The organism is Nonomuraea sp. NPDC049486, assembly GCF_040676925.1.
GTDB lineage: Bacteria > Actinomycetota > Actinomycetes > Streptosporangiales > Streptosporangiaceae > Nonomuraea > Nonomuraea ferruginea.
The window spans coordinates 235,600-254,977 of the sequence record NZ_JBFAPV010000007.1; the positions used below are offsets into that span (position 1 = coordinate 235,600).

Annotated in this window: 10 protein-coding genes; 4 read left to right on the forward strand and 6 right to left on the reverse strand. The window is 73.1% G+C overall.

All coding sequences use genetic code 11. The features are described from left to right. Positions 1-11: 11 nt before the first annotated feature. The 6 genes from AB0K05_RS22035 to AB0K05_RS22060 form a co-directional block, all read right to left on the reverse strand. Positions 12-9,515, reverse strand: coding sequence for a hypothetical protein (locus AB0K05_RS22035; protein ID WP_364231172.1), 9,504 nt, complete (start codon positions 9,513-9,515; stop codon positions 12-14). A gap of 10 nt (positions 9,516-9,525) precedes the next feature. Next, positions 9,526-9,867: a hypothetical protein gene (locus AB0K05_RS22040; protein ID WP_364231175.1), complete on the reverse strand. Its 342-nt coding sequence runs from the start codon at positions 9,865-9,867 to the stop codon at positions 9,526-9,528. Then, positions 9,864-10,262, reverse strand: a complete 399-nt coding sequence (locus tag AB0K05_RS22045; RefSeq protein WP_261808343.1) for a YbaB/EbfC family nucleoid-associated protein — start codon at positions 10,260-10,262, stop codon at positions 9,864-9,866. The genes AB0K05_RS22040 and AB0K05_RS22045 overlap by 4 nt, the downstream gene beginning before the upstream one ends. Positions 10,263-10,351: 89 nt before the next feature. Beyond that, positions 10,352-10,771: a hypothetical protein gene (locus AB0K05_RS22050; protein ID WP_364231178.1), complete on the reverse strand. Its 420-nt coding sequence runs from the start codon at positions 10,769-10,771 to the stop codon at positions 10,352-10,354. Further along, complete coding sequence (locus AB0K05_RS22055) at positions 10,768-11,655, reverse strand: SseB family protein (RefSeq protein WP_364231181.1); 888 nt, start codon at positions 11,653-11,655, stop codon at positions 10,768-10,770. Before AB0K05_RS22055 ends, AB0K05_RS22050 begins: the two co-directional genes overlap by 4 nt. Positions 11,656-11,686: 31 nt before the next feature. Continuing rightward, positions 11,687-12,538 (reverse strand): alpha/beta hydrolase, encoded by an 852-nt coding sequence (locus AB0K05_RS22060; protein WP_364231183.1) that lies wholly within the window; start codon positions 12,536-12,538, stop codon positions 11,687-11,689. Positions 12,539-12,695: 157 nt separating this feature from the next. On the opposite strand from AB0K05_RS22060, the gene AB0K05_RS22065 reads away from it, so the two are divergent. From AB0K05_RS22065 to AB0K05_RS22080, 4 genes are read left to right on the forward strand one after another with little or no spacing between them, the layout of a single operon-like run. Continuing rightward, complete coding sequence (locus tag AB0K05_RS22065) at positions 12,696-14,426, forward strand: ATP-binding protein (RefSeq protein WP_271275374.1); 1,731 nt, start codon at positions 12,696-12,698, stop codon at positions 14,424-14,426. A gap of 11 nt (positions 14,427-14,437) precedes the next feature. Next, complete coding sequence (locus tag AB0K05_RS22070; protein ID WP_364231187.1) at positions 14,438-15,577, forward strand: exonuclease SbcCD subunit D; 1,140 nt, start codon at positions 14,438-14,440, stop codon at positions 15,575-15,577. Continuing rightward, the gene (locus AB0K05_RS22075; RefSeq protein ID WP_364231189.1) at positions 15,577-18,396 is read left to right on the forward strand and encodes an SMC family ATPase; all 2,820 of its coding nucleotides are present in this window, start codon (positions 15,577-15,579) and stop codon (positions 18,394-18,396) included. Before AB0K05_RS22070 ends, AB0K05_RS22075 begins: the two co-directional genes overlap by 1 nt. After that, on the forward strand, positions 18,393-19,337 hold the full coding sequence (locus AB0K05_RS22080) for a hypothetical protein (protein WP_364231191.1): 945 nt from the start codon (positions 18,393-18,395) through the stop codon (positions 19,335-19,337). The genes AB0K05_RS22075 and AB0K05_RS22080 overlap by 4 nt, the downstream gene beginning before the upstream one ends. Positions 19,338-19,378 lie beyond the last annotated feature (41 nt).

A 19,378-nucleotide genomic window follows, 5' to 3' on the forward strand; every position in this document is an offset into this window, starting at 1 on the left:
CGGCGTCCGGCTCATGCCCGGACCGTGCCGGCCGTCACCTGCTCCGGAGCGATGACGGTATCGCCGGGCGCGTCCGGTCGGGTTCCTCCGCCGCGGCCGCACGTGCACGGCTCGCCGTCCGGGCACTGGCACGCCTGGTCCGGCGGGAGCCAGCCGGTGGCGTTGGCGAGCGTGCGCAAGCGCTGCAGGTGGGCGGGCCAGTCGCGGGGCCGGTCGCCCGCCGCGAGCGTCGCCAGCTCGGCCGCCACCGGTTCCGGTACCAGCCGCAGCACGTCCGGGTGGGCGTTGACCAGGTCGAACAGCACGCCCAACCGGCCGGGCCGCTGCGCCGTGGTGGCCGCCCGCACCTGCCGTACGGCCTCGTAAAGCTCCGCCAGGGCCGCCTGGTCCGCTGCCGCCTGCCCTCTGGCCCGCGCGATCGCCTGCGCGGTCGCCGCGGCGGCGGCGCGCTCGTTCGCCCCGATCGTGAGCCGCGCGTCCACCTGGAACGTGAGCGCCCCCTGCTCGGGCGCGCGGCGCTGCTCGGGCACGGCGGACCCCGGAGGATGGATCTCGACGGGGATGGGCGGGCGGCCGGGGAGGACGATGTCCAGGCGGCCGGGCGCGCGGACGTGGACCCGGGCGTCCATGGCGGCCGCGGCGCGCTGGACGGCGGCGACCGCGGCCGTCTCCGGGAGCGACAGCCGGTGCGCCGCCGCGAGGGCGGGGTCCGCCGCCGGGCCGCCGCTGAGCAGCCTGGCGATCCGGTTCTGCTCGGGCGCGGCGTCGCGCGGGCCCGTGCCCCAGGGCGGCGAGGGCGGCGTGTGGCCCCGGCGTTCGAGGTCGTCCGCGATGGCGTCGATCGCGTCGGCCAGCCGCCCGCGGACGGCCGGGTCGGTGGCCGCGTGCCACCGGCGCGCCAGGTGGGCGTGCTCGTCCAGGCGGGGGAGCAGGCACAGGTCGTCGCCCTCGCGGTCCGGCGACGACGGCCTGACCACGCCCTGCGGCGTGCCGGCCGCGGCCGCGGTGACGGCCTGCGCGACGTGTGAGAGCTCGTGCACCATGATCGACGACACCACGTCCGGGTGCGTCCGCTGCCATAGGCGCATCACGTGCGGGTCCTCCGGCGTGCCCGCGCGTACCTCGGTGGAGCCGTTGAGCCCCGCGCCCGGGTCCTCGATCACCACCCGGACGTGCTGGTCGGGCGCGGCGGGGAACTGGACGGTCAGCCGGTCGCCGGCCGTCCAGGACAGGTACGCGGCGGCGCCGCCCAGGTCGTGCACGGTGAGGTCCTGCCCGCGCGCCTCCTCCAGGGTGAGGTCGGGCGTCCCGTCGGGCCGGGCCGCCCGGTCGAAGACCGTGCCCTCGATCGCGGGGGAGGGCGAGGCGCCGCCGGCCCAGCCCTGGGCGACGCTGCCGCCCACGGGGGACTGCGGCTTGCGGACGTCGGCGGGCCAGATCGGCTTCGAGGCCTCCGCCATGAAGAAGCCCCGCTCGTTCAACGCGGCCCTGACCTGCTGGACGAACGGGGCGCGCAGCCGCGAGGTCAGGAACACCTGGTGCAGGTGGAGGCCGGCCTGGTCGGCGGCGTCCAGCAGGGCGGGAGGCAGGGTGGCGAACGCGGCGGCGAACTCGGCCTTGTCCGGGGTCATGCTGTGCACCGAACCGTCGGGGGCGGCCACGTGATCGTGCATGGTGCCCTGCTCGCGGATCCTCACGCGAACCGGAACGCCCCGGTCGCGGGCGGCGAGACGCGCGTCCTGCAGCACCTGGATCAGCCCACGGCGGGAGTCATCCGGAACGAATCGCTGCGGCTTGGTGTCCGGATCGAATGCGGGAGCGAGCCGTACGTTCGACTCCATCCGGTGGATGAGCTCCTCCAGTTCCTCCCCGGTGAGGACCACGTCCACCAGGCCGTTCGCGGCGCTCGGCATGTGGACGGGCTTGCCGGTGGTGTCCTGCTCCTGGCCCGGAGCCCGCTTGGCCCGTTCGAACGTGAGGTCGAAGTCCACCCTGAACCGGACGATGTACAGGGCGCCCTTCTCGAAGCTGCTGCGCTCGCGCCGGGCGCCGTGATGGTCGCTCACGGTCTCGGACACCTGCTCGCCGCCGCGCATGCCGCCGTTCAGGCCGGAATCCTCGTTGCTCCCGTTGACGTTGGCGCCGACGGGCATGACCCGGCTGCGGGACATGGAGACGTTGTGGGACTCGGCCTGCCTGTTGACCTGGCCCTTCTCCCCGTCGAACGGTCCGGCGACGATGGTGAGGTCCGAGGTGCGGGCGTGGACGGTGACCTGTGCGGCCTTGTTCCGGGCGTGGCTGCCGGGAATCTCTATCACGTCACCGACCTGCCCGGACATCCGCTCGAAGGCGGGCAGCAGGGCCGATCGCGCCAGGCGGTTGACCAGATACGACCGTTGTGCCCGGACGGTCTTGGCGCCCACCATCTTCGACAGCTGCTTGGTGATCACTTCGAACAGGTCGGGCTTGGCCGGATCCTCCCAGATCGCCGCCGGGACCATCCCGGCCCGCAGCTCCGCCTGCCGGGGGTCGGGCGCGGTGGAGATCGGCCCCGGGTCCCGGTCAGCGGACATGATCATGCCGGTCGGGACCCGCCGCACCAGCGACGCGTCGAGCACGACCGCAGGGCCGAAGTCCGGCTCGTCACCCACCCGGTGCCGGGAGACCTGGACGACGGCGATCATGCCGTCCTGGCGGACCCGGTTGTTCCCGAAGAACAGGCCGATCCGGTTCAGGCGGGTGTTCTGCGTGTTGACGGAGTGCGTGTAAGTATGGCCCCGGTCCGTCGCGAGGCCGGCGCCGTCGCCCTGGCCGTCGTCGCTGCCGTTGTAATTCAGGCCCGCGGCGTAGGAGACCGTCCGGGACCGCGAGAAGGTGCGGTCGATGTAGGCGTAGAGCTGCTTGATGATCCCCGAGAGTTTCGAGTGCGTGAGAGCTTTGGCCCTCCGCGAATCCGCGGGATCCATGGGGATCAGCCGGTACTTGACCGTCAGCTCCTCCGGTGGCTTCGACGGATCGTCGGCCCGCAGGGCGTAACTCCGCTCGAAGCCGCGGCGGGACCACGCGTCGTCGAGGTGGATTCTGATGGAGTTCTCGGAGAAGTCGGTGTCCAGATCCTGCTCGTTCTGGATACGGTCCCCCGCCTCGGGCTCCTGAGCCAGGATGGCGGCCTCCACCGCTTCGCGAGACGAGATCACCGTGCCCTGCTCGTCGGTCAGAGTGATCGACTCCACCAGTGACGTGCCCGTCGCCATGTCGAACGACGGCGCCAGCACGACGTCGCGGGAGCGTTCGATGAGGTCGATCGCCTCGCTCAGCACATTCTGGAGCTGCTGCTCCTTGTCGGCGTTCGGGGAGTTCGGGTTCTCCCCGAGCCCGGTCAGCTCGTTGATCGTGTCGAGCAGCGCCGTCGGCGTGTGCCGGTCGGCGTAGCCGACGTCCTCCCCGGCGCTCCGCGCGCGGGCGACGTCCAGCAGATACTTCTGCACCAGAGGCACGGCCACGTCGGCGTCCAGCGGCAGGCTGCCGTTGCGCAGGCGCTCGATGGCGTCGCTCACCAGCCGGGGCGGCAGGTCGAGCTTGCCTTCCATGTAGAGGACCAGCGCGTCGTACTCGGAGATCGTGAACAGCCCGGTGCCCTGGGCCGGGGCGGCGTTCGTGCGCAGCGTGACGTCGGCGCCCGGCAGCCCGGGCGCCGCGGTCTCCGAACCGGTGAGCGTGAGATCCACCGGCGCCTGGATGACGTACTGGCGGCCGAACTCGATGAGGAGTTCCTCCGTGCCCCAGATGTTGGTGAATGCGGTCGACTCGGAGGTGCCGCTGGAGCGGCCGGGCGCGGTCGACCCGCTGTCGCTGCTCTTCCCGCCGTCGTCGACGTCGCCGACCTTCGACGAGCTGCCGGTGGTGTGGCCGGACGTCCCGCCCCAGGACACGCCGGCGCTGCCGAGCCCGAAGAGGATGTCGCCGTACACCTGGTCGACCATGCCCACGACCGTGGCCTGGCCCATTTCGCCCGAGACCGACAGCGACGACCGCGACGGCATGCCCTGGCCGCGGACGATGAGGTCGGAGACGATCGGCCCGTTCAGGAACTTGGCGTGCGAGACGAGATGGCGCACGTTCAGCAGCGAGAAGATCTTGTGGAACGCCGGGGAGTCCTCGCGCGTCCCCCGGGGAAGCACCTCGCGCGCCGCGCGCCACACATCGGGCACGTCCAGGTGGAGCAGCCTCATCTTGGCCCGCGCCTCCGGGGACACGTTGCCGAGCGTCGCGGGCGGCGTCTCGGTGTCCGGCGGCATGAGATCGGCCGAGAACAGCAGCTTGGCCGAGGTGCGGTCGGACGTCAGCGTGGTCGTCTCGCCGCCGTGCAGGAGCTCGGCCTTCAGGTCGCCCGCCTGCTGGAAGATCCCGAGAGGGCCCTTGCTCTCGTAGAGAAGCACCTCGTTGTTCGTGCCGCCGACGCTGAGCCCGTGCGCGAGCGTCCTCGCGAAGTCGTATCCGGCGCCGAACTCGTTCAACATGCCGTTCTGCCTCTCCGGGGGGCCGTCGCTCAGGCCGAAGGAGGCGCCGACGCCCCAGTTCCTCACCAGGGAGAGGGCCCGGGCCACGGTGTCGGAGCTGATCTCGAGATTGACCACCGTCTCGGACTCCGTGTGCCCGATGTACGTGGTTCCCCGGTCGAAGTCCTGCTCCAGGGAGATCTTCAGCGAGAAATGCTCGGGCGCTTTGTTGACGCCCTGCTTCACCAGGTCGAAGACGATGCCGTCCTGCGCGAGCGAGTCGTACGCGCCCCTGATCCGGCTGTCGGACAGCTGCTTGGTGACCTCCTGCAGGTTGAGGATCTGGGCGTCGCGCGCGAGCTTGCCGGAGGCGTACTTCGGCTTGCCGTCGACGATCTTCGGGATGAGTCCTTCCTCCGCGAGCTGGTCCATGACCTTCTGCCGGAACCGGTCCAGCCCGTCGATCTCCTGGACGAGGGCGGGCCCCGCGCCGCGCATCTTCCCGGGGCCGTGGCCGATGAAGCGGGGCAGCTCGGGCTTCCGGCCGGGAGGCGGGTCCTGGTTGGGGTCACCCCGCAGCACCGGGTTCCCGTTCGCGTCGGTGACCGGCCGGCCGTTCCGGAGCACCAGCGCCGCCTGGTCGACCGGCAGGCCGTACCGGTAGGCGGCCGACTCCCGCATGCTCGCGGTCACCTTGCCGCGCATCGGGTCCAGCGTGACCGGGTCCTCACCGTACTTCTCCACGGTGAACGTGGTCTCCACCATGAGCCGGTAGCCCTGCTTCGGGCTGATCTTCCTGTGCACGCTCGGATGGATCGCCTGCCTGTTGGCCGTCGACGAGGACGACCGCGACCCGCCCACGGAGCCCTTGGCCTTCGGGCCGAGGTTCGGGCTGTAGTCACCGGGCCCGTCGAGGTCCTCCAGCCCTTCGTGGCCGATCGAGGCCGAGACCTCTCCGCCGATCGACCTGCCGGCGGTCGCGCCGCCGGACGTGGCGACGAAGTCGACGAGGACCTCTTCCTCCCACTCCTCGGCCGTGGAGCCGCCGAGCACCTCGCTCTCCACCAGGATGATCTTGCTCTCCGCGCGCACCCGCGCGTGCGGCCGCCCGTCGACGGTGAAGACGCGCTCGATCCCCCCGTTGACCGCGTCCCGCAACCGGTGGGGCAGCTCGGCGGTGACGAAGCCGTGCAGGCTCGCGCGGGTGTCCTCACCGATCTTGGCGTAGTCGCCGCCGAGTTCCTCCGCGATCTTGTCGAACATGTCCTCTAGGCCGGGCATGTCGCTGACCACGAGGTTGGGGGCCTTCGGGTCGCGCAGGCTCTCGTCGATCCGGGTCAGCCTTCTCGGCGGCTGGTCGGTGTAGGAGTGCGAGACCCACAGGCGCTGGGCGGCGGGGTCCCCGGGGGCGCCGGACGTCACCTCGGTGGCTTCCCGCCAGCCGCGCTCCCGCGCCGTGCGGATCTCGACGGTCCACTTGGCCTCGGCGTCGAAGAGCAGGGACTCGCTCCGGTTGTCCGCGACGGAACCCCACTGCGCGTACATGCCGGCGCCGCCGGTCGAGGACTGGCTGTGCCCGCCGGAGCTGCCGAGGGCGATGCCCAGCAGCTGGAGCGCCGACGCCAGATCGCCTTCCGGCAGGGCCTTCGCCAGGCTCTTGGTGTTGAACCCGGCGGAGCCGCCGACGCTGGCCGTCTGCGTTGCGGAGACCGTCCGGGCAGCCTGGAAGAACAGGCCCACCATCATCTCCGACGCCTTGACGCCGGGGTCGAGCACCTCGACCAGGTCGGCGAGGGTGAGCTTGATCCTGAGCTCCGCCGCCGTGCCGCCCCGGCCCACGCGCAGCACCAGGCCGTCGGCGGAGACTATCCGGTGGAAGTCCGCCCGTACGGCGCGTTCCAGCTCGTCGGGGGTGAACCGGTGCCGCGCCCCGTTGCGGGCCAGCATGTCGTTGACCGTGTCGGTCAGGGCGTTCAGGTGGGCGAGGGTGCCCGCCGGCATCGCGGTGGACAGGGAGGCCGGCTGCGGCAGCGCCCTGGCCAGGGCGTCGAGGTAGCGCTGGTGCCGTGTCAGCACCGCGCCCTCGAGCCGCCTGGTGCGCCTGGACACGCTCGGCACCCCGTGCTGGTTGGGCCGGAGCGGCTGCTGCCGCGCCGCCAGGAGCCGCGCGTACGTCTGCTCGGCCTGCTCGGCCCGGCTCAGCGCCCGCTCGTACGCTTTGGCGACCCGGAGGTGCCGGCGCTGCGTGGCCCGGTGGTTCCTGCTCTCCTTGCGTGCCTGCCGGGCGCGCTCGAACCGGCCCGAATCGTGCTGCCGCAGCGCCTTCCGGGCGTCCGCGGTGGCCTTGAGCGCCGCCTCGCGTGCCTCGGCGGCGCTGGTCTCCTTCGCCGTGATCTGGAGCTGGAGCTCCTGCTTGGCCTTGGCCAGCGTGGTGATGAGCTCTCGGACGTCGTCGTCGGAAAGGCGTCCCTGCGGTAACGGCGGCGCGTGCCGCTTCCGGGTGGCCTGCGTGGGCGCCCACGGCCGGGCGGGCGGGGTCTGGCCGTGTTTCCGCAGCTCCTGGGCCACGCCCTCGATGTCGATGGCGAGCAGTCGCTGCTCCTGCGCCGTCGGGGCGTTGTGCCACTTGTCGGACAGCAGCGCCATCTCGTTGAGGCGGGCGGTCACGCAGTGGTCGCGGCGGGCCTCGGCCTTACGGCGCCGCAGGAAGCCCTTGCGGCCGTCTGACCGCAGCTTCTGCAGGGTGTCGGTGATCTCGTGCAGCCAGACCCTGGAGAGCTGGTCGTTCGTGACGTTCGGGTTGAAGCGGACCTCGTGCGGGTTGCTCTTGCTCGACTGCTTCCTGACCACGGTCTCGGCCATCAGGCCGTCGCTCGACAGGCGGCCGATGACCGGGCGGAAGTACTGGGTGCCGTCCGTGGTGGTGTGCACCGCCAGTGTGCTGCCGTCCTGCGACCAGGTGAAGCCCGTCACGGTGCCGTCGCGGAAGTACTGGGTGGCCAGCTCCTGGGTCGCCGCCCGCACGTCGTCGAGCGTCATGTCGGGGCCCTGTCGGCCGCTGGGCACGTACCGGGTGTCCTTGACCGGCCGCGACGTGACCGTGCCCGGCTTGCTCTGGTACACGCCCGCGCCGTTGGAGGTAGTGCCCTGCTCGGGGCCGGTGGCGGGAGCGGTCCCGGTGGCCGGGGACGTCGGGGCGGCGGCGCCGGTCTGCGTGGTGCCGCCGTCCGGCGCCTGAGCCGTCGTCGTGGCGCCGTCCGAAGGATCCTGAACGGTCCGCCCGTCCGTGCCGGTGTCCTGGGACGGTTGCCCGTCCGAATCGGTCGTCGGGGAGGGCGTGCCGGTGTCTTGGGACGGCTGGTCGGTCGTGCGGGCGTTCTGGGACGGCTGCTCCGCCGTACTCGTGTCCTGGGACGGTTGCCCGGTCGAATCGGTCGGGGACGGCGTGTCGGTGTCCTGGGACGGCTGGTCCGTCGTGCGGGTGTCGGGGGACGACTGGGCGGTGTCGGTGTCTTGGGACGGCTGGTCCGTCGTGCGGGTGGTGCGCGCGGAAGGTTCGGACGTGTCCGGGGACGGCTGGTCGGTGTCCTGGTCGGGGCGCGCGGGACGGTCGGGCTGCTCGGGCCGGTCGTCGGGGTTCGAAGGGGCGGAGGCGCGCCGGTTCGTGGTCGTGTCGGTGTCCGGCAGGGTGGCCGTGGACGTGGTGGACCGGGTCGTCCCGCCCTGGCCCGGCGCGGTGCTCGTCCGCGCGGACCCGGGGTCGCCCCCGCGCACGGGCGCCTGCCCGGCGGGCTGGTTGTCGGAGGAGGGCCCGTTGTTCGACGGATTGCCACCGGTCGTGGGCCCGGCGGGCGGGTCGCCGCCCATGCGGGCGGCGTCGGTGCGCGCGGCGGAGTCGTACGCGGAGGCGAGCGTGGACACCGGGTTGGCCAGCGCGGAGTAGACGTCGGGATTGAACGGGCTGATCGACCCCGCACGCCCGGCGCCGCCGAGGAACCCGCCCATCATGGACTCGGCCGTGAACGGGTTCTGCCACTGGCCGTAGACGGCGCCGTTGGCGAAGAAACTGCCGACCGGGGAGGCGATCATGTTCGTCGCGCCGGTGGTCAGCGCGCGCCCCGCGAAGCCCGGCACCGAGCCGGTCACCCGGGACACCGGCCCGGACAGCCGGGTGCCGATGACCGCGCCCGCACCCGCGCCGATGACCGCGGCCTGGGACTTCTTCCAGTCCCACTCCTGCCGGGTGCCCATCCGGATCTGCTGGTACTGGGCGACGGCGTCGATGAAGAACTCCTCGCCGATCTCCTCGACGAGTTCCCGGCCGAGCGAGGTGGCCAGCAGCCTGGCGATGACGCCCCGGCCGGTGGCGCCGCTGAGCGTGGTCACCCTGGCCAGCCGGGACGCGGTCAGCGACCGGCCGCCCACGGTGGCCAGCCTGACGAGGATGCGGCTGATGGCCGCGCGGGCCGCCGCCGCGTACGGCCCGATGATGGCGGTGGTGGACCCGGCGCTGAAGAACGCGGCGACGAGGGCGATGGCGATGGCCACGACCGTCACCCAGAAGGCGACGTTGATGGAGAGCTTCGAGTACTGGGTCTCGACGGCGAAGTTGTTGGCCTGCTGCCCGTACGCGTGCGCGTTCGCCGACACCCCGGCGAGCCCGCCCTCGTTGCCGTACAGGACCTGGGCCCTGGAGACGAACTCCGCGGTGGAGGGCGAGTTCCAGCCGGTGGCGACCGTGCGGGCGGCCGTGCCCGCGTCCTGCGTGCTGCCGACGGCGGTCGTGCCGAGGTCACCGTACGCGTGAGCCAGCTTCGACAGCCCGCTCTCGCTGGCCTCCGGCCACTTCTGCCCGGCCGACAGCATGGGGATCAGCCAGTTGACCACCCAGTCGGGCAGTGCCTCGGTCTCCCACACGGGCTGGACGTCGCTGTTGATGGTGACCAGGGCCGACACGCTCGGCTGCCCACCGCCGCCCGGTGCGGTGGGATTGGTCGGGCCGCCGTTGACCGCCACGCCGGTGCTCTCAGACCTGCCGCATCATCGCGGAGAGATCCTCTTCCATGGCGGTGTTCACCTGCAGGGTGTTGCCGACGGCGGTGCGCACCCTGCCCGGCTCGCCGGAGATCTCCTTGCACAGCTGCGCGCACTGGTCGAGCAGGAGGTTCGGGCCGTTGCCCTGGAAGTGGGCGTTCCAGAACGCCACGCCCTCGGCGCCGGTGCCCCACGGCGCGGCGGCGAGGGCCGCCTTGACCTTGGCGACCCGGTCCGACAGTTTCTCGTCGAGGTCACCGGCCATCGTGTCCCACTGGGTCAGCCCGCGGTCCACGGTCGGTTTGATGATCTCCGTACCGTCCCAGAGTCTCACGTCCGGCCCTCCATCCGGTCGGCGAGCCGGTTCATGGCGGCTTCGAGGTCACCGTCGAGGTGCGCCTCGAACTCCGCGCGGGGGATCACCGGCTCGAAGATCTCGGTGACGCGTTCCCTGGCCCTGGCCACCGCCCGCCGCGTCGTCTCGGTGATCGTGTCGGCCAGGTGCCGCGCGTCGGGACGCCGGTAGATGCGCGGGTCGAGATCGAGCCTGACCAGTTCCCCGCGCGCCCCGACTGTCACCGACACCAGGCCGTCGCGCGACTTCTCGGTGACCTGGACCTCTCGCGCCTTCGCGTGCAACTCCAGGCTCGCGTCCTGGATCTGGCGGAACATGTCGCGCAGTTCGTCGGCGTACGCGCGCATCGCCGCCACGTCAGGGAGGGACTCCACGGACACCTCCCCATCCCCGGCGAATCTGATCACACACCCGTATTACTGATCAGTTTCCGTCACATGAACATCAGAAGGCAAGAGGTGCATCAAAGTGGTGAATCTTCCCCATTGAGTGGTACGGCGTGCTCCTGCGGATCGTTCACCTCTTCACGGGGCACCCAGAGGCGGTACACGCCGCGCTCGATCCGTTCCAGCCCCAGCTCCCGCGCGGTGAGCGCGGAGCCGCCCAGATACTCGAGCAGCAGCAGCCCGTCACGCTCGTCGCGCACGTCGAACCGCTCGCCCCGCCAGTGGCACACCGTCGTCACGAAGTCCAGGGCCTCGCACTCCGCCACGGGCACCGTGCGCACGTGACAGCCGGGCTCGACCTCCTCGAAGCCGTCCGCCGGATCGGGGCTGCGCAGCCGCACCCACAGTTCGAGGGGGTGCGGCTCGGGGCTGGCCACGTAGTCGGCGCCCCGCCAGCGGGCACGGTAGTGAGCACCGTAATGAGCAGGGCTTGTCACGTCCGCGCCCCGATCAGCAGCCATCGCCGCAGGTCGCCGTGGTAAAGCGCGCGCCGGTGCTCGGTCCCGGCCTCGGTGAGCTCCCAGATCTCCGCGCCGTGCGGCAGGATCACCCCGTACACCTTGTACTCGCGGATGACCTGGTCCACGTTCGGCGCCAGGCCCAGCCCGGTGAACGGCGGCTCCTCGACCACCCACCCGGCCACCGCGGCCCTGCGCTCCTCGTCGGTCCCGCCGTACGGGGTGCGGTAGAGGCCGAGGCCGGCGGGGCGCCAGCGCAGGATGTTGAGCGAGCCGTCGGAGGTCAGCATGTCGGGCTGCCCCAGGGCCTCGGCGAGCACCGCGGGCGTCGCGATGTGTGAGACGTCCAGCGCGTGGTGGCAGTATCCGGAGATCCTCGGCTCGCCTCCGGTGAGCAGGTCGTGCACGCCGTCGGGGGAGAGCAGCTTCTGCACCGCCGGAACCCCGGAACCGGGGGCGATCAGCAGGTCCTGGGCCAGCGTGGGCACCGCCAGCCTGGCCAGCGTGCCCGACTCCAGCAGGAAGGAGGCGGGCAGCCCCGGATTGACCGCCAGACCCCACCGCGGGTCGGGCCAGCCGGCCGCCAGCTCGACCGGCGACGCGATCCGGCAGTGCGCGGCCACGCCGCCGGTGGCCAGCCGCATCGCCGCCACCGAGGTGAACGCGAGCACCCACGTCCGTTCGGCGTCGGCGGCCGTCGCCCAGGCCGGAGCCTCGGTCCTGGCCGCCGCGCCGGCGGTGATCGGCAGCGCCAGGTCGGCGTCGCGGAGCAGACTCAGGCACAGGGCCGTCTGCCCGTCCTGATGAGCGGCCCACAGCCGCTCCTCGAACGGCGTGGCCGGTTGATGATCGATCGACGTCACTCTGCCCAGTCTGCCCGGTTCGTCGGCCCCCCTATGCGGACAGGACCCGGCGGAGCGTGGCGGCGAAGCCGTCGGGGTCGCCCGCCATGCCGAACTGGCCGTCCAGGAATCCGCCGTGGTGGCTGGGGAAGACCACGGGCTCCGTGCCGAGCCGCGCGGCGACCGCCACGCCCGCGCGGTGCGCCAGCTCCCCTTCCGACTCGGCGCCGACGCCGATGACGATCCGGGTCGGCGCCGCGCGCAGCGCCTCGAAGTCGTGCTCGTAATGCGTGCAGGTCATGAGGTTCTGGGCGAACATCGGGTCGTCGCGGGAGCCGTCGTCCTCCGCCGGGAACCCGAGCTCCCCCGGCTTCTGCACGGGTAGGTCGGCGAAGCCGGCGGGAACCTCGCCCCGCAGGCTGGAGACCGCGATGAACTTCGCCATCGCCGCGCCGAAACCGTCGCGATCGTACGTCCGGCAGATGTCCGCCACCGCGGCCAGCGCCTGCTCCCGGTCCGGCAGGGCCTGTGCGGCCGGCGGCTCGTGCGCCACGAGCGTGCGCACCTGCTCAGGGTGCCGGGCCACCAGCGCCAGCGCGTTCACGGCGCCCCCGCTGCTGGCGAAGACGTCCACGGGCCCGCCGCCGAGCGCGCCGATCAGCCGGTGCAGGTCGTCGGCGTGCTGCTCGGGCGTCGACTCGCCGCCGCCGTCCCGCTCGCTGCGCCCGATCCCGCGCGGGTCGTAGGTCACCACCGTACGGTCCCGGAACCGCCCGGCCAGGGCGGTGAACCCGGTGGCGTCCATCGGCGATCCGATCATCAGCAGGATCGGCGCGTCGTCCGTCTCGGCCTGGTGCACGTCGTAGGCCAGAGTCGCGCCGGGCACCTCAAGGGTGTGGGTCATGTCGTCGCTTCCTTCCCAGTCATCCTGGAATGTAGACCCACGAGAGGCGGCGAAGTCATCGGCCGCGTGCTCCTTGACGGGGGACTTCTGTCACCCTGGCCCATTACCCTGCTTGGAGGCGTTGATGGGGGTGGAGGGCTTCGTGACGGTCAACGGGATGACGAGCGTCGATGTGGCCTCCGTGGCCGCGGGGGCGGTCGGCCGGGTGCTGGGCACACAGGCCGCCTCGCCGCTGTCGTTCTGGATCGGGCTGGAGCCGGGCAAGGTGGTCCAGCTCGACGACGTGGTGGTGACCAAGCGCGAGGTGCCCGGCCACGGGCCGCTGGTGATGGCCGGCGTGGTGACGGCCGTGGAGGCGCGTCACGAAGGCGCGGCGTACGACTCCGACGTGTTCCTGATCGCCGAAGGGGCGCTGCCCGCGGCGGTGGTCGAGGTGGCCGAGGTGCGGGTCACCCGGGTCGAGCCCGAGGTGTTCGTGCCGCCGCTGCCCGGGGCCACGGTTTATCTGGCGGGGGCGGGCGACCGCGACCAGGCGCTCTACTTCGACGTGATGGAGCGCCGGGTGCCGCTCGGCGTGGGCCGCGACGGGCAGCCGCTCTACGTCAACTTCGACTTCCTCGACGGCACCCGCGGCGCCCACGTGTCGATCTCCGGCGTCTCCGGCGTCGCCACCAAGACCTCGTTCGCCACCTTCCTCCTCTACTCGATCTTCAACTCGGGGGTGCTGGGCGGCGAGGCGGCCAACACCAAGGCGCTGATCTTTTCCGTCAAGGGCGAGGACCTGCTCTTCCTCGACCAGGACAACGTCCGCCTCGACGAGCCGGCCAAGGCCGTCTACGGCCGGCTCGGGCTGCCGGCCAAGCCGTTCGGCAGCGTCCACGTGTTCGCGCCGCCCCGGCCCGGCGATCCCAACGGCGTCCCCCACGTCTCCGCCCGCACCCACGGCGTCAGCTCCTTCTACTGGACGCTCGTCGAGTTCTGCCAGGACGAGCTGCTGCGCTTCGCGTTCGCCGACGCCGACGACGAGCGGGCCGGCTACTCGCTGCTGGTCGGCCAGGTGGCGGCCCGGCTCAAGGCGTGGGCGGAGCCGGTCGGCGACGGCGGCGCCGTGATGATCCAGGGCACCTCCTGCCGCACCTTCTCCGACCTGGTCGAGCTGCTGTCCGACCAGCTCCAGGACGAGGGCAGCCGCCCCCAGTGGACCGGCGCGCAGACCCCGCTCGGCACCGTCAACGCCTTCCTGCGCCGGCTCAGGAGCGCCGTCCGCGCGCTGTCGCCGATCATCCGCGGCGACCTGCCGTTCTACCGCAACCACTCGGTCAGCACTTCCAGCGCCCAGGTGACGATCGTCGACCTGCACAACCTGCCCGAGCGGGCGCAGCGGTTCGTGGTCGGCGTGGTGCTGCGCGGCGAGTTCCACCGCAAGGAGTCCTCTGGCACCGCCAAGCCGCTGCTGTTCGTGGTGCTCGACGAGCTCAACAAGTACGCGCCGCGCGAAGGCGACTCACCGATCAAGGAGATCCTGCTCGACGTGGCCGAGCGCGGGCGCAGCCTCGGCGTGATCCTCATCGGCGCCCAGCAGACCGCCTCCGAGGTGGAGCGCCGCATCGTCGCCAACAGCGCCGTGCGCGTCGCGGGCCGGCTCGACACCGCCGAGGCCGCCAGGTCCGAGTACGGCTGGCTGCCCCCGGCCGTCCGCGACCGGGCCACCATCGCCAGGCCCGGCACCATGTTCGTGGCCCAGCCCGAGATCCCGGTGCCGCTGGTCGTCGCCTTCCCGTTCCCCGCCTGGGCCACCCGCCCGTCCGAGGCGCTCGCCCCCGCCGAGGCGTCGGCCGATCCGTTCCAGGGGCTGCCCGGCGTCGAAGACGACATCCCGCCCTTCTGAGAGGTCGACTCGTGAAGATCCTGCACACCGCCGACTGGCACGTGGGCAAGGTGCTCAAGGGGCGTTCCCGCCTCGACGAGCACCGCGAGGTGCTGCGCGAGCTGGTCGCCACCGCCCGCGAGCGGGACGTCGACCTGGTGATCGTGGCCGGCGACCTGTTCGACACCTCCGCGCCGACCACCGAGGCCCAGCAGCTCGTGCTGCCCGCGCTGATGGCGCTGCGCGAGGGCGGCCGCGACGTCGTGGTGCTGGCCGGCAACCACGACAACCCGCAGCTCTTCGAGGTCTACCGGCCGCTGCTCGGCAAGCTGGGCCTGCACGTGGTGGGCGCGTTCCGCCGCCCCGACCAGGGCGGCACACTCTCCTTCACCGCCCGCACCGGCGAGCCGGTCCGGCTCGCCGTCCTGCCCTTCCTGTCACACCGCTACGTGGTCCGCGCCGCGGAGGTGCTGGCCGGCACCGCCGCCGAGCACAACCGCGACTACGCCGCCCGCATCGCCGAGCTGATCGCCGCGCTCACCGCGGGATTCCAGAACGACACGGTCAACCTGATCACCACCCACGGCACGCTTCCCGGCGGCCGGTTCGGCGGTGGCGAACGGGAGGCCCAGTCGATCTTCTCGTACTACTTCGAGCCCACCGCCTTCCCGCCGTCCACCCAGTACGCCGCGCTCGGCCACCTGCACCGCCGTCAGCAGCTGCCCGGCCCGTGCCCCATCTGGTACAGCGGCTCGCCCATCGCCGTCGACTTCGGCGAGGAGGGCAACCTGCCCGGCGCCCTGCTGGTGGACGTCGCGCCCGGCCGCCCCGCCGCCGTGGAGGAGGTCGTGTTCCGCTCGCCGCGCAGGCTGCGCACCGTGCGCGGCACGCTCGACCGGCTGGAGTCCCTGGAGCAGGGCGACGACTGGCTCCGGGTGGTCGTCGAGGAGAAACCCCGCGTCGGCCTCGCCGACCAGGTGCGCGAGCTGCTGCCGGGCGCGATCGACGTGACCCTGGACGAGCGCTTCCGCCCCGTCGCCGCCGTACGGGAGTCGCGCTCGCCCGCCCGCAGCCCGCGCGAGCTGTTCCGCGAATACCTGACCGCGACCGGCCGCGCCGACGAACAGGTGGCCACGCTCTTCGACCGGCTGTACGACGAGGTGACCGGCTGATGCGCCCGCTGCTGCTGCGACTCGACCACTTCGGCAGCTTCCGCGACCCGGTGGACGTCGACTTCTCCGACGTCGACTACTTCGCGCTGACCGGGCCGACCGGGGCCGGCAAGAGCACGATCATCGACGCGCTCTGCTTCGCGCTGTACGGCACCGTCCCGCGCTGGGGCAGGGAGAACGTCATCGCCCACGCGCTGGCCCCGTCCGTCGCGGCGGGGAAGGTGGCGCTGGTGTTCGAGAGCGACGGCCGCCGCTACGGGGTGGTCCGCGCGCTCGTCCGCGACGGCAAGGGCACGGTCCGCACCAAAGAGGCGCGCATCGACGAGCTGGCCGGCGGGGTGCCGCTGGGCGAGGCGTGGGAGGCCGTGGTCAGGCCGCTCGCCGAGGGCGAGCACGTCACGGCCGAGGTGCAGCGGGTGACCGGGCTCGAATACCGCTTCTTCACCCAGTGCGTCGTGCTGCCGCAGGGGCGCTTCGCCGAGTTCCTGCACGCCGCGCCGCGCGAGCGGCAGGACCTGCTGGTGCAGTTGCTCGACGCCGACGTGTACGAGGCGATCAGGCAGCGGGCGGTGCGCGAGGAGGAGACGGCCAGGACCTCCGCCTCCCTGGCCCGCGACGAGCTCGGCAAGCTGTCGGGGGCGACGGCCGAGCTGGAGGAGCAGCTGGACGGGCGGCTCTCCGCGCTGCGGCGGCTGGCCGCGACCCTCGACGCCGACCTCGACCTGCTGCGTGCCCGCGAGTCCGAGATCCGCCGCGCCACCCGCGAACGCGCCGCCGTGGCCGAGCGGCAGGCGGCCCTGGCCGCGCCGCGCATGCCCGACGGGGTGGCGACGCTCTCGTCGGCCCGGCGGGCCGCCGCGGAGGCGGTGACGTCCCTGCTCGACGAGGTCGCCACGCTGGAGGCCGACGAGCACGAGGCGGACGAGGCGCTGGCCGCGCTGGGCGGCCGGGAGCGCCCCCAGGCCGCGCTGACCGCGCTCGACTCCCGCGACCGGCTCACCGCCCAGATGGAGTCGGCCCGTGCCCAGGCCCGTTCCGCGGCGGACTCCCTGGAGTCGCTGAGGTCCGCGCTCCAGGAAGCCGAAAGCGCCATGGCGGAGGCGGATCGGCGCCGCGACCGGCTGCGCGACGCCCACGCCGCCGCCGACCTGGCCTCCCGCCTCACCCCCGGCGACCCCTGCCCCGTCTGCCTCCGCCCCACCCCTGGAGAGAACACACCCCCGCGGCCGACCGCCCCGACGGGCTCCGCCGCCTCGGGAACCCCCGCCGCGACCACCGCCGGCGCGGAAGATCCCCGTACAGGGGGCCACGCCGATGCGGAGAGCCGCGCGGGTGCGGAGAGCCGCGCCGGTGCCGGGGGCCACGCCGGTGCCGGGGGCCACGCCGATGCGGGGGGCCACGCCGATGCGGGGGGCCACGCCGATGCGGGGGGCCACGCCGATGCGGGGAGCCACACCGGTGCGGGGAGCCACACCGGTGCGGGGAGCCACACCGGTGCGGGGAGCCGCGCCGGTGCCGGGGGCCACGCCGGTGCGGGGAGCCACGCGGGTGCGGGGAGCCGCGCGGGTGCGGCTGTGCATGCCCACGCGGGCGCCGGGGCGTCCCGGGTGGTGGTGCGGGCGCCTGGGGCCGCGGAGATCAGGGCGGCGGAGGGAGCGCTGGCCGCCGCGCGGAAGGAGGCCGAGCGGGCGCGGACCGCGTACGCGAAGGGTGAGACGTCGGCGGGGATGTACGCCACCCAGGTGACCAGGCTGGAGGCGGAGCTGGCCGCGCTGCCACCGGCCGTGGACCGGGCGGCGGTCGAGGGCAGGCTGGCCGCGATCGCCAAGGCGGAGGCGGTGGCCGCCGAGGCCCGCACCGCCGTGAGGGCCGCCCGCTCCCGGCTGCGGCAGGCGCAGACGGAGGCGGAGCGGGCCGACCGGCGGGCCGCCGACGCGTGGCGGACGCTGGAGACGGCCCGCGACCGGCTGCTCGCGCTCGGCTCGCACGACGACCCGCCGCCCCCGCTGGCCCGCGACGACCTGCACCGCGCCTGGACCGACCTGCTGGCCTGGCGCGACGAGGCCGCCCGGGCGGCCACCGCCGTGCTGGCCGAGCGTGACGAGGAGCTCGCCGCCGCCACCGCCGGCCTCTCCCGCGAACGCGCCAGGCTCGCCGAGCGCCTGCGGGAGCACGAGGTCCCGCTGCCCGGCGAAGGCACCCCCGAGCAGCTCGGCGCGGCCGTCGCCGGCGAGGTGGCCCGCGTCGAGTCCCGGCTGGAGCGGGTCAGGGAGGCCCGCGAACGCGCCGCCGAACTGGCCGAGGAGCTCGCGGTGAAGGAGCACGCCGCCAAGGTCGCGCACGAGCTGGCGCTGCGGCTGCGCGCCAACGCCTTCGAGCGCTGGCTGTGCGCCGAGGCCCTCGCCGTGCTCGTCACCACCGCCTCCGGCCTGCTGCGTGAGCTGTCCGACGGCCAGTACGAGCTCGCGCTGAGCGACCGTACCGAGATCGAGGTCATCGACCACGCCGAGGCCGGGATGCGGCGCAGCGCCCGCACGCTGTCCGGCGGCGAGACCTTCCAGGCGGCCCTCGCGCTGGCGCTGGCGCTGTCCGACGCGGTCGCGCGCGGCCTCGACTCGATCTTCCTCGACGAGGGGTTCGGCACGCTCGACCCGGCCACCCTCGACACGGTCGCCACCACCCTCGAACGGCTCGCCGCCGGGCAGGAGCGCATGGTCGGCGTCGTCACCCACGTCCCCGCGCTGGCCGAACGGGTGCCGGTGCGGTTCGAGGTGCGCCGCGACACCAAGGGCTCGCACGTGCGGAAGGTGGGGCCGTGACGGCGTTCTCCGTCGATCCCTGGGACCCCGGCTACGCGGCGGCGCTGGCCGCCGAGGCGTTCTCCGAGCTGGGCGCCACGAGCGCTGAGCTGGTGCTCGACATCGAGCGGCCGTCCGGCGACTGGAAGCCCGTCACCCCCGGCCCCGACGCCAGAGCTCCCGAGACGCTGCTGGTCGCCGACGGGGTGCGCCGGATCGACGCCCGGGTGTGGGTGGACGACCCCGACACGGCCATGCCGGTGCCGGGGATCGCGGCCTCGTACGCCGCCGGGATCGTCCGGTGCGGTCCCGACGGCGCCGACCTGGCGGACATCGAGGTGCACCGCGCGCTCATCAGCGCCTCCCCGTACACGCCCGAGGTGAAGACCGCGCACGCCACCTACCGCCCCGGCAGGGCGGCCGACTCGACGGCGGAGGAGCTGTCGCTGGCGCTGCAGCGGCAGGTCACCCAGCTGGAGGTGGAGCTGTCGGTCCGCCACCGGGGGATGGCCGACGACCTGCTGCTGGTCGACGGGCCGTTGCGCGGGCGCGGCCATCTGCCGCGCACGATCGGCTACATCAAGACCCACCACATCGCCTATCTGCCGCCCGCCCAGTCGGCGGTGGTGGCCTCGCTGGCGCCGGGCCAGCGCACGCCGGTGTTCCTCATGGGCACGAGCTGGCGGCGGCACGCCTGGTACGTGCGGCTGCCCGTGCACGCGGTCACCCCGTGGGCGGGCATCGTGCGCTGCGAGGCGAGCGCCGAGCTGGACCCTCCGGAGGCGGCGGCGCTGGCCGACGCGGTGACGCTGGCCCTGCCGCCGCTGGCCGGCGTCGACTACAAGGATCCGCGCGCCCCGCAGAACCTGGTGCCGATCGGCGGCCTGGAGAAGCTCCTGCGCCACCACCTGGGCGACTCCCGGCTGCTCTACCGGGCGCTGCGCACGGCCGCACGTAGTTGATCTTGGCGGAAATCGTCACTTTCCTGTCCTTGCCGCCATGA

What these genes read in the sequence shown, in the direction of transcription:
- AB0K05_RS22065 (WP_271275374.1), top strand. Translation starts at nt 12,696, where the DNA reads ATGACGAGCGTCGATGTGGCCTCCGTGGCCGCGGGGGCGGTCGGCCGG.
- AB0K05_RS22075 (WP_364231189.1), top strand. Translation starts at nt 15,577, where the DNA reads ATGCGCCCGCTGCTGCTGCGACTCGACCACTTCGGCAGCTTCCGCGAC.
- AB0K05_RS22060 (WP_364231183.1), bottom strand. Translation starts at nt 12,538, where the DNA reads ATGACCCACACCCTTGAGGTGCCCGGCGCGACTCTGGCCTACGACGTG.